A 15,158-nucleotide genomic window follows, 5' to 3' on the forward strand; every position below is an offset into this window, starting at 1 on the left:
CCATTTGGGAGCTAAAACTCCAATAAAATTCGTTGTGCCGAAAATCCCGGTCCAAAACTCAGCATTAATCCTTTTTCTCCTTTTTTAGGCTGCTTATCCATGATTTGTTCTAAAACATACAAAACTGTGGCGCTGGACATATTTCCATAGGAGCGCAAAACCTCTTTGGTATCATCAATATTTTTTCCCAAACCAGAAAATAAAGCCTCAACGGTTTGCACAATTTTCTTTCCACCGGGATGAAAAATAAGATGGTCAATATCCTCCATTTTTAAATTATTTTTTTCTAAAAAAGGATGAATAATATCTGGAAAATGAGAAACAATCGTTTCCGGTACTTCAATATCAAGTACCATCTGCAATCCAGAATTGGTGAGTTTAAAACCCATCATGTGGATGTTATCATAAAAATGATACATCTCCTCTGCTACAATCTCAGGACCTTCGTCATCTTCATGTGAGGAAAGTAAAACGCAAGCGGCACCATCACCAAAAATCGCAGCACTTACGATATTTGCCATCGAAAAATCATCGAGTTGAAACGTAGCCGTGGGACTTTCTACGGCAATTACCGCAGCTCGTTTTCCGGGATTGGCCTGCAAGAAATTTTTAGCATAAATAATTCCTGAAATCCCGGCGGCACAACCCATTTCGGTCACGGGAAGTCTTACTATATCCTGACGCAACTTCAATGTATTGATTAAATACGCATCGAGAGACGGAATCATAATTCCGGTGCAGCTTACCGTGATGATATAATCTAAATCTTGCGGATTCCAATTTGCTTTTTTTAAAGCTTTTGCTAATACTTTTTCACCTAAATCAATGACTTCACGAACATAAATAGCATTTCTTTCTTCAAATGAAGTTTTGGTAAACACCTCTATCGGATCCATTATGGAATAGCGTTTGTCAACAGCTGCACCTTCAAAAATTTTCTTTACTTTTCTGATGAATCGTTCGTCTTGTCCCACTAGCCAAGCATCCAAAAAAGGAATTATTTCAGCTGTTGTTCTGGAATATTTAGGCAGCTGTTTGGTTACGGTTTTAATTTTTACACTCATATTTTTGAAATTATCCATTGGTATCTAAAAGCCCATTTCCAATGAATTTTATAGTTTTTAAAATTTAATTTTTTCGAGAACGCTATCAATTCTTCTTTCTTAAAACCTCTTAAAATTGATATTAATCCATCTTCTCGTGACATAGCATTCAACTGAAATACAACACATAATGCCTGAAATAATCGATAGGCAATGGCACTACGATGTAAATCATTGATTACAATTCCGATGGATGTATTGTTATAAAGAACTTTCAATAATCGAATAATCTCATCGTCTTTGAAGTGATGTAACGTCAAAGTGCACAAAACAATATCATACTTTAGATCATTAAATGATTCATTAAAAATATCTTCGCAGCGATAACTGATATTAGCATATTTATCTGATAATTGTCGTGCATGTGAAATTGTAAAATTGTTAGCATCGATGCCTATTAACTGGAAATTTAGGTTGTTTTTAAGACCAAAATCAGCCAGGGTTCGCAACATATCCCCATTACCACAACCCACGTCTATAATAACAATTTCTTTAGATTTGGAATCCTGAACAAGTTCTTGTACTCCTCTTAGAGTTAACTGGTTTCCTCCTAAAAGCTGATTGATCCGGGCAATTTTATCTAAGGCATCACGTAAAATCTCACCTTCCATGGTAAAATCATCCATCATTTCCGGTTTATCAGTTCTATATTTGGTATTTAGTGTCATTTACGAGTGAAGAGTGATTGGTTTTCCGTGTGTTTTCTTTATAATTTTTAGCAATAAAAATGGAAATATAATTAATATGCGCATCAATACTGCTGAAAGTTTTTGTTTTTGTAAAATATTGGATAAAAACCGTCCCATTTTAAGTCTTCCCTTAAAATTTAAATTCCATTCTTGCAGGTATCGCTTTTCTAATTCGGCTCTGGATTTAATCTCGGTGTTATAAAATTGAACTACTAATTCTGATGCGATTTTGGCACTATGAATTGCCATAGCCATTCCGTTTCCGCACAAAGGATGAATTAATCCGGCTGTATCGCCAATCATTAAAACATGGTTTTCCACGGCGTGTTTCTTTTTGAAAGAGATTTGGCTTATGGTCAATGGTTTTTCAAACAATAATGTACTGGTTTCAAAAAGGGTTTTTAAGTGTGGGTTTTGAGAAACAATAGTATTTTGATATTCAGTAATGTTTTTAAACTGCTTAAATGTTTTATAATCGGCTAGATAACACATGTTAATCACTTCGTTTTCAACTTTAGAAACACCGCAATAGCCTCCTTTAAAATTATGCAAACCCACTACATCATTTGGAAATTTACCAGAATAATGTGCTTTTACGGCCAGCCAAGGTGATTTTTTATGAATAAATTCTCGATTCATTTTTTGGTCAATAATAGAACGTTTGCCAAAAGCACCAATCACCATTTGGGACTCTAAAACCATTAAATTTGTCGTGGTTATTATAAATTTATCCTGCTCAAAATGAACATTTTCTACTTGATCCTGTAGTATTGTACACCCGTTATCGATAGCCTTTTTATACAAATATTCGTCTAAAACAAAACGGCTGATGCCAAAACCACCAAGAGGTAAAATACTTTGTATTGTTTTTCCTCTTGCAGTAGAAAACTCAAGTTTTGTAATGTGTGTCGGCTTTAAATGGGCTATATCTAAATCCAACCAATTGAGATATGGCATCACTTCATTAGAGATGTATTCGCCACACACTTTATGTTTTGGATAACTATTCTTTTCAATAACCGTCACCTGAAGCCCTAATTTAGATAAATGTATAGCCGAAGTCAGTCCAGCTAACCCACCACCAATAATTACTACTTGTTTATCTTTCATACAAAAGTAAATTTATGGATTTGTTTGCTAGTATGGGTATAACAAATGATAAAAAAACTGGTCTTATTGTTTAATTTTAGTTAATACATGCAATTGCTTCATCAATTGTCTTTGAAGATACCCCTTAAATTACCGGTTGAAATTCCGAAAATCATTTCCTGTAGGTTCCTCAAAAACCTCGAGTTCAAATTCAGAAGTGATGGTAAATAGATGATCAAAAATATCAGATATAATAGTCTCGTATTTTAACCATTCTTTTTCTGCGCTAAAGCAATAAATTTCTAGTGGTAATCCTTTCGATGTAGATTCTAGCTGACGCACCATTATGGTCATGTCTTTATTAATACTGGGATGAGCCGTAATGTATTTTTCAGCATAGATTCTAAAAACGCCTATGTTAGTCAGCCTCCTGATATTTACTGAAACGATCTCATTGTCCAATATTTCCGAATTAATTTTTTGTACCTCATTTTCTTTTTGAGTGATGTAATTTTGAATTAGTTTATATTTTTTGAATTGCGAGAGCATTTTTTCATCACAAAACTGAAAACTACTGACTTTTAAATAAATAGCTCTTTTTATTCGTCTCCCGCCAGAATCACTCATACCACGCCAGTTCTTGAAAGAGTCTGTGATAAAAGCATAAGTGGGTATTGTAGTGATCGTTTTATCCCAATTTTGAACTTTTACAGTATTTAAATTGATTGACATTACATCGCCGTCCGCATCATATTTTGGCATCGAAATCCAGTCCCCTACCCGAACCATATCATACACGGACATTTGAATACTGGCAACAAACCCCAGAATGGTATCTTTGAAAATTAAAAGTAAAATAGCCGTCATGGCGCCCATTGCCCCTAGAAAATAGAAAGGACTTTTGCCTAACATGATGGATAAAACCAGTATTCCTCCAATAAAATAGACTACAATTTTAAGTACCTGAATGTAACTGGTAATCGGTTTGTCTTTTAAAATTAAGGTATTGGACACTATTTCATCAAAGACTGATAATACAGTAATAACAGAATGTATTATTACTAAAATTATGAAGATATTTGATAGAATAATTATATACTCAATTGCTTTTGGAAAATCTCCAAAGATGTATGGAGCAACCATGATAATGATGAAAGCAGGGACTAAATAGGCTATTTTTTCAAAAACTCTTCTTTCTATCAGGACATCATCCCAAACTACTTTTGTTTTTAAAAAAATTTTGTGCACAAAACGAACTATAATTATTTTCGTTAAATACCAAGACAAAAAACTTATTATAAACAATACAAAAATAAGCGTCAAAAGTTTCAAATACAAAGCCACTATTGGATCTAAACCAAAATCTTCAATAAACCATTTGTCTAACCAGAGTGCGATGTTGTATTTTTTTTCAATTTGAATCATAGTAAATTTAGCTTTAAAGGTAAAGATAGGCTACCTATTCTAAGCAGTCAAAAACCAGCTCCGCATTGTGTTTACATTAACATCTTCTACTAGTATTTACAGCTATTTTATTTTTTTTGAATGAAATACAATCTTGTCATATTGCATTTTAAACTAAAAAACCCTTTCAAAGTTTAAACTTTGAAAGGGTTTTGAATTAAAAAATGCTATTTAATAAATTGGATGTTCTAATTGTTATTTTGACATAAATGGCATTACAACCTTCCTTCTTTTATTTCTTCTACAATCTCTGGATTTAATAGGGTAGAAATATCTCCAAAATTAGAATAATCTCCTTCCGCAATTTTTCTAAGGATTCGTCTCATGATTTTTCCGGAGCGTGTTTTTGGTAAACCGGTAACAAACTGAATTTTATCTAACTTGGCAATAGGCCCAATATGATCTGAAATATGCTGATTAATCTCTTTGGCTAAGTTTTCTTTATTTCTGGTTTCTCCGGTTTCTTTAAGGATTACAAAACCATATAATGCATTCCCTTTGATGTCGTGAGGAAAACCTACAATGGCTGATTCCGCAACAGCAGGATGTTCATTTATAGCATCTTCAATAGGTGCTGTTCCCAGATTATGACCGGAAACAATTACCACATCATCTACTCTTCCTGTGATTCTATAATACCCAACCTCATCACGTAAAGCACCGTCTCCTGTGAAAAATTTACCTGGAAAGGCAGAGAAATAGGTATCTTTGTAGCGCTGATGATCACCCCAGATTGTTCTGGCAATTCCTGGCCATGGAAATTTGATGCACAAACTACCAACGACCTGATTCCCTTCTATTTCATTTCGTTTTTCATCCATTAGTACGGGTTGAATTCCGGGTAATGGCAACGTGGCATAGGTAGGTTTTGTTGGGGTAACAAATGCAATAGGCGATATCATAATTCCTCCTGTTTCAGTTTGCCACCAAGTATCTACAATAGGACATCTTCTGTCTCCAACATGATTGTTGTACCAATGCCAAGCTTCTTCGTTTATAGGTTCACCAACTGACCCAATAACTTTTAAGGACTTCAATGGGTATTTTAATACAAAATCTATATTTTCTTTGGCAAGCGCACGAATAGCAGTTGGCGCCGTGTAAAACTGGGTAACTTTGTGTTTTTCGATGGTTTGCCAAAAGCGACTGAAATCAGGATAAGACGGAACGCCTTCAAAAATTACGGTTGTAGCTCCGTTCAATAACGGGCCGTAAAGAATATAGGAATGTCCGGTAATCCAGCCAATGTCAGCGGTACACCAAAAAACATCATTTTCTTCATAATTGAATACATTCTTGAAAGTGTAGGCAGTATACACCATATACCCTGCAGTGGTGTGAACCATTCCTTTGGGTTTTCCTGTTGAACCGGAGGTGTACAAAATAAACAACGGATCCTCAGCATCCATGATTTCGGCTACATTATTATCTGAAGCCTGATCCAAAAGTGGTTCCAACCATTGGTCACGACCTGCTTTCATATTGATCTTTGAATGAATTCTTTTGGCTACTAAAACTTTTTCAACACAAGGACATTTTTCCAACGCTTCATCAACAATTACTTTTAAGTCGATTGTTTTGTTACCACGAAATCCACCATCAGAAGTAATAACCATTTTACATTCACTATCATTAATTCTGGCTGATACCGCAGAAGCTGAAAAACCAGCAAAAACAACAGAATGTATGGCACCAATTCTGGCACATGCTAATATTGAAACGGCTAATTCTGGGATCATAGGCAAATAAATACAAACGCGATCTCCTTTACTTATGCCTTGCTCACGCAACACATTTGCCATTTTGCAGACCCGTTGATGCAATTCATTATAGGTAATATGCAATGCTGCTTCTGAAGGATCATTCGGTTCAAAAATAATAGCCGTTTTTTCGCCTCTTTTTGCAAGATGTCTGTCGATACAATTTTTTACAATATTCACTTTGGCTTCAGTAAACCATTTTATGTCGGCTTCAGCCATATTAAAATCAACAACTTTATCCCATTGTTGGTACCATGTAAAATTTTCCTCTGCTATTTTTCCCCAAAATTTTCGAGGTTCACGAACTGATTTATTGTAATGTTTAAAATATTGTTCTAAATTTTCAATTTTATAGTAGCTCATGTTTTAATTTTTTATAAAAGTATTAAATCTAAGTCTATTCCTAATACTATTTAGACTATAAATACCCACAAAAAAAAATGGATTATTCAATATAAATAGCTTTTAATTACTAATATGATTAATTTTTACTTTTTTGAGGGAATATGTAAAACACAAAAAGCGGAAATATATAAATACCTCCGCTTTTTGTATCAACAAAAAATCCCTAACAATTAATTTAGCAACGACAAATAGTATTTTATTTGAACTATAACCAACCTATTCAGTTGTAATAAAACACCAATTGCTAAAAAATTTTCGCGTTGATTTATTTAAGATCAATCATTATTACACTGCACCATTTTTATAAATCATTAGGGATTACTTCACTTAACGTTCAATCTAGCTCGACGTTAAGTGAATGTAAAAGCGACTATATTCATACTATTTCTTTAATAAATTTTAACTAATTCAAAATATTATAAAACCAATGGTATAGCGCTAATCCCAACACACCCTCTTGTGTGGTAATTCCTAATTTTTTTATCCAATTTTTTTCATCGCAGTCATGGATTCTCTCAACCACTCCCCAACTTCTTCTATTGGATGTTGACGAATGCTTTTGTTTACTGCAATAAGAACCGCATTGTCAACTCCATTTGAAGTTGAAAATGGTTTCCCTATCACATTAGTATCTACCGTTTTCATAAAATTAATCAACAATGGTTTGCAGGCGTGATCAAATAAATAACAACCATATTCTGCAGTATCCGAAATGATTCGGTTCATTTCATATAATTTTTTTCTTGCCACAGTATTAGCAATCAAAGGCAATTCGTGTAAAGACTCATAATACGCTGATTCTTCAATAATTCCTGTTTGAGTCATGGTTTCAAAAGCCAATTCGACACCCGCTTTCACCATGGCAATCATCAAAACACCATTGTCAAAATACTCTTGTTCAGAAATATGTGCAGCTGTTGGCGCTGTTTTTTCGAAGTTAGTTTCTGCAGTTGCAGCTCTCCAAGTCAATAAATTGATATCATCATTAACCCAGTCAATCATCATATTTTTGGAAAATTCGCCAGAGATAATATCGTCCATGTGTTTTTGAAACAACGGACGCATGATGTCTTTTAATTCATCTGCTAATTCATACGCTTCAATTTTTGCGGGATTAGACAAACGATCCATCATATTTGTAATTCCACCATGCTTTAAAGCTTCTGTAACTGTTTCCCAACCATATTGGATTAATTTTGAAGCATAAGCAGGCTCGATTCCTTTTTCAACCATTTTATCGAAACATAAAATAGAACCGGTTTGTAACATGCCACAAAGAATGGTTTGTTCTCCCATTAAATCTGATTTTACCTCGGCTACAAATGAAGAGTTTAAAACCCCGGCTTTGTGACCACCAGTAGCAACCGCATACGCTTTTGCTTGTTCAAAACCAGCTCCGTTTGGATCATTTTCGGGGTGAACCGCGATTAAAGTGGGTACACCAAAACCTCTCTTGTATTCTTCACGTACTTCTGATCCAGGGCATTTTGGTGCACACATAATTACAGTGATGTCTTTGCGAATTTGCATTCCTTCCTCTACAATATTGAAACCATGAGAATAAGCAAGCGTTGATCCGTTTTTCATCAAAGGCATGATTGCCGTAACTACAGCTGTATGTTGCTTGTCTGGTGTAAGGTTGCATACCAAATCAGCTGTTGGAATTAATTCTTCATACGTTCCCACTTTGAATCCATTATCAGACGCATTTTTAAACGAAGCTCTTTGTTCCGAAATTGCATCGGCGCGTAAAGCATAAGAAATATCCAAACCAGAATCTCTCATGTTCAACCCTTGGTTCAACCCTTGTGCTCCACACCCTACAATGACTACTTTTTTTCCTGCTAAAGCTTTAATTCCGTCTACAAATTCAGACTGATCCATGAATTCGCAAACACCTAATTGTTCTAATTGTAATCTGAGTGGTAATGAATTGAAATAATTTGCCATTTTTTATTGTTTAATGATTGTAAAATTTAATAATTGTAATAATTAATGCTTATTAGATTGAGATTTCTCCTTGGTCGGAATGACAAACTACATAGCGACTGAACACTTTTAAGAAAGTTTTTCTAATAATGTTGAAATCTCCATTTTTGCTTTGGAAACTGATATTCTCCCGGAACGAACAAATTGCATGATTCCAAAAGGTTTTAATTTATCGTACAATGATTCAATTTCAGCACGTTGTCCTGATTTTGAAATCACAAAAAAGTCTCTGGCCACTGTAACTATCTCGGAATGGCTTTCTTTGATGATATTCTGAATTTGTTTTTCGTCAAATAGCAAGCTCGACTCAATTTTGAATAATGCATTTTCTAAGAAAATAGTTTCTTCGTCAATATGATAAAAAGCTTTGATGACTTCAATTTGTTTCTCGATTTGTCCTACAATGTTATGTACCCATTTTTCGGTAGTATTCACCACGATAATAAATCTGGAAACACTTTCTATCTCCGATTCGGATACATTTAAACTCAAAATATTGATATGGCGTTTCAAGAATATTCCAGATATTCTGTTCAATAAGCCAACGTTGTTTTCTGAATAAACAGAAATGGTGAATGTTTTATTTTCCATGTTTTTTATCCTCCCCCAGCCCCCTCCAAAAGAGGGAGTGCCGAAACTAGCTTAGGGTATGTTTATAATTTTTATTACTAATTCAAAAATATAATCTATTAACAATTTCTCTTTCAATCTCCCTCCCCGAAGGGGAGGGTTGGGATGGGTATTAACTCAATCTTATATCAGATACCGATGCTCCTGTTGGAATCATTGGGAATACGTTATTTTCTTTTTCTACCATAACTTCCAGGAAATAAGATTCTTTTGAAGTCATCATTTCGGCAACAGCCGCATCAAGATCTTCCCTTTTGGTTACTTTTTTTGCTTTGATGTAATAGCCTTCAGCAATGGCTATAAAATTAGGATTGATCATTTCGGTCGAAGCGTATCTTTTGTCAAAGAACAATTGTTGCCATTGACGAACCATACCTAAAAATTCATTGTTCAAGACCACAATTTTCACAGGAACTTTAGTCTGGAAAATAGTTCCTAATTCCTGAATGGTCATTTGAAACCCTCCATCTCCAATTATGGCTACTACTTCTCGATTTGGCATTCCCATTTTGGCACCAATCGCAGCAGGCAATGCAAATCCCATGGTTCCTAAACCACCAGAAGTGACATTACTTTTGGTCGAATTGAATTTGGCATACCGACAGGCAAACATTTGGTGTTGTCCTACATCCGAAACCATAATGGCATCTCCTTTAGAATGCTTGTTAATCATTTCAATCGTTTCTCCCATAGAAATTCCTTCTTTCTTAGGCTTTAACTCATCATTGATTACAGCTTCTAATTCAATTTCATATTTTTCTTTGAATTTATTGTGCCAGGATTCATGTGTATTATTTTCGATAAAAGGAAGTAAAGCGGTCAAAGACTCTTTTACATCTGCTAAAACGGCTACCGTTGTTTTTACGTTTTTATCGATTTCGGCTGAATCAATTTCAAAGTGGATTACTTTTGCTTGCTTTGCATAGGTTTCCAGATTTCCGGTGACACGATCATCAAAACGCATCCCAAGGGCAATCAAAACATCACATTCATTCGTTAAAACGTTAGGACCATAATTACCGTGCATCCCTAACATCCCTACATTCAGCGGATGATCAGTAGGCAATGCCGAAAGTCCTAAAATAGTCCAAGCGGCGGGAATTCCTGATTTTTCAACAAATGCTTTGAGTTGTTCTTCGGCTTCACCAAGGATAATTCCCTGACCAAATACGATAAAAGGTTTTTTGGACGTATTAATAATTGCAGCTGCTTCCTTAACTTTTTCCAGATTTAAAATCGGCTTTGGATTGTAACTTCTGATGCTGGTACATTTTTTATAGCTGAATTCCATTTGGTCAAACTGAGCATTTTTTGTAATATCAATTAATACGGGCCCTGGACGACCTGATTTAGCAATATAAAAAGCTTTTGCCATGATCTCCGGAATTTCAGAAGCTTCGGTAATTTGATAATTCCACTTGGTAACCGGAGTCGATATCCCAATAATATCTGTTTCCTGAAAGGCATCAGATCCCAATAAATGTTTCCCTACTTGTCCCGTGATGCACACCATGGGAGTCGAATCAATCTGTGCATCTGCAATTCCGGTAACTAAATTTGTGGCTCCCGGACCTGAAGTGGCTATCGCTACTCCTACTTTACCAGTCGCTCTTGCAAAACCTTGTGCTGCATGGGTAGCGCCTTGCTCATGACGTACTAAAACATGGTGTAATTGATCTTTAAATTTATATAATTCATCGTAAACGGGCATAATCGCACCACCTGGGTAGCCGTAAACCAAATTTACTCCTTCTTCTAATAAGCATCTAATAACGGCTTCGGCGCCGGATATTGTATTATTTTTCATTATTATTTTTTTAGGCTTATGTCAATTTTGCTATTGCTATTGGCGTTGATTTTGAGGTTATTTATCAGTTACACATCCTGTCGAAGCGCTCGAGACCGCTCTGATGTATTTTAATAAAACTCCCTTATTTACTTTTAATTCAGGTTGAATCCAATTTGCTTTCCTATGTGCAAACTCTGCATCCGATATTTTTAAATTGATTGTATTTTTGACTGCATCAATAGTGATAATATCTCCATTTTTGACGAGCGCTATACCGCCTCCTTCAAAAGCTTCGGGTGTAACATGTCCCACAACAAATCCATGTGAACCACCAGAAAACCTGCCATCAGTAATCAGGGCTACGCTTTTTCCAAGACCAGCACCCATGATAGCTGAAGTAGGTTTAAGCATTTCAGGCATTCCGGGGCCACCTTTTGGACCACAGTACCGGATGACCACTACATTCCCTGGTTTGACTTCACCCCCGCGAACCCCAGTTATTACATCATGTTCATTTTCATAAACAATGGCATCTCCTTCAAAATACTCCCCTTCATTTCCGCTAATTTTAGCCACACAGCCTTCCTCAGCAAGATTTCCATACAAAATTTGAATGTTTCCTGTTGCTTTTAGTGCTTTTTGGATTTCGTGTATTACTTGTTGACCGTCGTTCAAATCCGGAACAGCAGCTAAATTTTCAGCTAAAGTTTTTCCAGTTACTGTCAAACAGTCTCCATGTAACAATCCTTCTTTTAATAAATATTTCATTACTGCGGGAACTCCTCCAGCTTCATGGAGATCTTCCATCAGGTATTTTCCACTCGGTTTCAAATCGGCAAGTAATGGTGTTTTGTCACTTATATCTTGAAAATCTTTAAGTGTAATTTCAATATCTACAGCATGTGCCATAGCGATTAAGTGCATTACTGCATTCGTGGAACCGCCTAAAACAGCTACCATGGTAATCGCATTTTCAAATGCTTTACGTGTCATGATATCTCGAGGTTTTATATCTTTTTCTAACAAAATTCTGATTGCTTTTCCAGCATCAATGCATTCTTGTTGTTTTTCGTCACTTAATGCCGGATTAGAAGAACTGTAGGGCAAGCTCATTCCTAAAGCTTCAATAGCCGAAGACATCGTATTGGCCGTATACATACCTCCGCAGGCTCCTGCGCCGGGACATGCGTTTTGAATCACTCCTTTGAAATCTTCCGGAGCGATTGTATTGTTAAATTTTTTTCCCAATGCTTCAAAGGCAGACACAATATTTAACGATTCCCCTTTCCATTTTCCAGAATGAATTGAGCCTCCATAAACCATGATAGAAGGGCGATTGACTCTTCCCATGGCCATGACGGAACCGGGCATGTTTTTATCACAGCCTGGAATAGCGATTAGTGCATCATACCATTGTGCTCCCATTACGGTTTCAATAGAATCTGCAATTACATCTCTGGAAACTAAAGAAAAACGCATTCCATCAGTACCGTTTGAAATACCGTCACTTACACCAATAGTATTAAAAATCAACCCTACTAAGTCCTCTTTCCAGACTCCTGTTTTTATTTTTTTAGCCAAGCCGTTCAGGTGCATGTTACAGGGATTTCCCTCATATCCCATACTAACAATTCCAACTTGTGCTTTTTTTAAATCTTCTTCAGTCAGACCAATACCGTACAACATTGCTTGTGCTGCAGGTTGTGTTTCATCTTGTGTTATGGTCTTGCTGTATTTATTTAATTCCATTGTCGGTTTATTTGTGTCGGTTTTTATCTGTTTAAAATTATTGAAAGTCAACGAGTGTTGCCTAAACAATAGTCGATTGTCCTATGTAAACATTGTCATTATTGAAATACAATAATTCATCTTTGCTTAAAATATAATTGGATATAAAATCACCTACTTCATTGGTGCCAAATTTAGAATAGGGATTCAAATCTGCTGTGACGACATTTAATTCAATTGCTTTTTCTACCGCTTCATATACTTTTTTAGCTTCTAACTGAAGTCCAAAATGTTCTAAAAGCATAGCAGCAGATAATATTGAGGCAATTGGATTGGCCGTATTTTTGCCTTTTGCCTGAGAAAAAGTGCCGTGTACCGGTTTAAAAAGGGCACTGGAATTCCCCAGAGATGCTGATGGCAATAATCCAATGGCTCCTGTGATTACACTAGCTTCATCCGATAAAATATCACCAAATAAATTCTCGGTCAAAATGACATCAAATTGTTTTGGATTAATAATGATTTGCATCGCGGCATTATCAACATAAAGGAAATCTAAAGTTACATCAGGGTAATTTTCGCTGATTTCCTGGACTACTTTTCGCCATAATCGTGACGTTTCAAGAATACTGGCTTTGTCTACCAGAGTCACTTTTTTTTGTCTTTTCTGAGCTGTTCTAAACGCTAAATGACTAACTCTAATGATTTCCTCATCGGAATACTCACATAAATCAGAAGCTAATGTGCCTTGTGCATTCGTCTTTTTTTCACTGAAATAAGATCCCCCGGAAAGCTCCCTGAAAATCACAAAATCAGTACCCTCAATGATTTTTCTTTTCAAAGGGGATAAATCTAATAAATCCTTATACGGTTTAACAGGTCTTATATTGGCATATAATCCTAATGCTTGTCTCAATTTCAATAAGCCGTTTACAGGGCGTAATTTTGGATCATGATTGTTGTCGTATTTTGTATTGCCAACAGCGCCAAACAATACAGCATCGGTATTCAGACAAAGATTCAATGTTTGCTCCGGCAATGGATTTCCTGTTTTTTCAATCGCAACGGCACCTATTAGTGCATCTTCAAATACAAACTCATGATCGAAAACCACACCAATTGCATACAATGCTTTTTTAGCCTGTAGGATTACCTCCGGACCTATTCCGTCTCCTGAAAGTACTGCTATTTTTAAATTCATAATAGTGCGATTTAAATTGTAATAGAAATCAAAATATTTTAGTTGAGGATTATTTCCTTACTCATTTTACAGGCTTCAATTATTTGATGAATATCATCATCAAGGACTTCTTTTTTGATATCGGCAAACCTCAAAAATTCAATATACACAACATCCAATTGTGTTTTTGAAAGTTCGTACCCCACTTTTTTGGCTCTGTAGGCCAATGCTGCTCTGCCGCTTCTGGCGGTAAGAACAATTGATGATTCATTGACACCAACTTCCAACGGATCCATGATTTCATAAGTCGCTCTGTTTTTGATTACCCCATCCTGATGAATTCCGGAGCTGTGTGCAAAAGCGTTAGCTCCAACAATTGCTTTATTGGGTTGCACCATCATTCCCATACTTTCAGATACTAATCGACTCATTTCATTCAGCTGACGGGTATTGATATTGGTATCTAAATTCAAATACGGATGTTGTTTGAAAATCATCACTACTTCTTCCAGTGCTGTATTTCCGGCTCTTTCGCCTATTCCGTTTATGGTACATTCAATTTGTCTGGCTCCATTTACCGCTCCTGCAATTGAATTTGCTGTAGCCATTCCTAAATCATTATGACAGTGGCATGACAGGATTACGTTATCAATTCCTTTGACGTTTTCTTTTAGATATTTAATCTTTGCGCCATATTCTTCCGGCAAGCAATAGCCAGTTGTATCTGGGATATTAAGCACGGTAGCACCTGATTTAATGACTGCTTCACAGACTCGAGCCAAGAACTCGTTGTCCGTTCTGCCAGCATCCTCCGCATAAAACTCCACATCTTCAACATACGATTTAGCATGGGAAACGGCAAATTTTGCTCGGGCAATAATATCTTCTCTGGTAGTATTCAGCTTGTGTACAATGTGTGACTCCGAAGTTCCTATTCCGGTATGTATTCTTGGTCTTTTTGCATGTTTTAAGGCTTGTGCCGCAACATCTATATCATTTTTTATCGCTCTGGTTAATCCACAAACAACTGCATTCTTAACGATTTTACTTATTTCTGAAACAGATAAAAAATCACCTGGACTAGATACCGGAAAACCCGCTTCGATGATGTCAACACCCATTTCGTCCAGTCGATTGGCTATGACTAGTTTTTGATTGGTATCTAATTTACATCCCGGAACTTGTTCGCCGTCTCTCAAGGTGGTATCAAAAATTTGAACTTTCTCTCTATTCATTTTCATTTATTTAATGTAATTTCACAACTTGATAACAAAAATATCTTTCATTACGTTAATATAAAACTCAATTTAATGAAATATACTGTTTATAAAG

At 35.8% G+C, this 15,158-nt stretch carries 11 protein-coding genes; all 11 read right to left on the minus strand.

Features of this window, described 5'->3' with window-relative positions; genetic code table 11:
* Window positions 1–11 precede the first annotated feature (11 nt).
* A complete protein-coding gene (locus EKL99_RS00985; RefSeq protein ID WP_126553243.1) occupies window positions 12–1,064 on the minus strand; it encodes a type III polyketide synthase in 1,053 nt (350 codons plus the stop codon).
* Window positions 1,061–1,771 carry a methyltransferase domain-containing protein gene (locus EKL99_RS00990; protein ID WP_126576217.1) on the minus strand — a complete coding sequence of 237 codons (711 nt, stop codon included), beginning with the start codon at window positions 1,769–1,771 and terminating at the stop codon, window positions 1,061–1,063. Before EKL99_RS00990 ends, EKL99_RS00985 begins: the two co-directional genes overlap by 4 nt.
* Window positions 1,772–2,902: an NAD(P)/FAD-dependent oxidoreductase gene (locus EKL99_RS00995; RefSeq protein WP_126576218.1), complete on the minus strand. Its 1,131-nt coding sequence runs from the start codon at window positions 2,900–2,902 to the stop codon at window positions 1,772–1,774. It abuts the gene before it with no gap.
* A gap of 129 nt (window positions 2,903–3,031) precedes the next feature.
* Window positions 3,032–4,306, minus strand: a complete 1,275-nt coding sequence (locus EKL99_RS01000) for a mechanosensitive ion channel family protein (protein WP_126576219.1) — start codon at window positions 4,304–4,306, stop codon at window positions 3,032–3,034.
* 254 nt (window positions 4,307–4,560) lie between these two features.
* Entirely contained in the window at window positions 4,561–6,468 is a 1,908-nt protein-coding gene (gene acs, locus EKL99_RS01005; protein WP_126576220.1) for an acetate--CoA ligase, read from the minus strand.
* Between the two features lie 522 nt (window positions 6,469–6,990).
* The gene (gene ilvC, locus EKL99_RS01010) at window positions 6,991–8,460 is read right to left on the minus strand and encodes a ketol-acid reductoisomerase (protein WP_126576221.1); all 1,470 of its coding nucleotides are present in this window, start codon (window positions 8,458–8,460) and stop codon (window positions 6,991–6,993) included.
* 108 nt (window positions 8,461–8,568) lie between these two features.
* Window positions 8,569–9,090, minus strand: a complete 522-nt coding sequence (ilvN, locus tag EKL99_RS01015; RefSeq protein WP_126451599.1) for an acetolactate synthase small subunit — start codon at window positions 9,088–9,090, stop codon at window positions 8,569–8,571.
* 151 nt (window positions 9,091–9,241) lie between these two features.
* Window positions 9,242–10,936 (minus strand): biosynthetic-type acetolactate synthase large subunit, encoded by a 1,695-nt coding sequence (gene ilvB / locus EKL99_RS01020; protein WP_126576222.1) that lies wholly within the window; start codon window positions 10,934–10,936, stop codon window positions 9,242–9,244.
* Between the two features lie 57 nt (window positions 10,937–10,993).
* A complete protein-coding gene (gene ilvD, locus EKL99_RS01025) occupies window positions 10,994–12,667 on the minus strand; it encodes a dihydroxy-acid dehydratase (protein WP_126451597.1) in 1,674 nt (557 codons plus the stop codon).
* Window positions 12,668–12,728: 61 nt separating this feature from the next.
* Window positions 12,729–13,847 (minus strand): 3-isopropylmalate dehydrogenase, encoded by a 1,119-nt coding sequence (gene leuB, locus EKL99_RS01030; protein WP_126514921.1) that lies wholly within the window; start codon window positions 13,845–13,847, stop codon window positions 12,729–12,731.
* Between the two features lie 38 nt (window positions 13,848–13,885).
* Entirely contained in the window at window positions 13,886–15,061 is a 1,176-nt protein-coding gene (locus EKL99_RS01035) for a 2-isopropylmalate synthase (protein ID WP_126568523.1), read from the minus strand.
* Window positions 15,062–15,158 lie beyond the last annotated feature (97 nt).

Source organism: Flavobacterium sp. ZB4P23 (genome assembly GCF_003970375.1).
Classification (GTDB): Bacteria; Bacteroidota; Bacteroidia; order Flavobacteriales; family Flavobacteriaceae; genus Flavobacterium.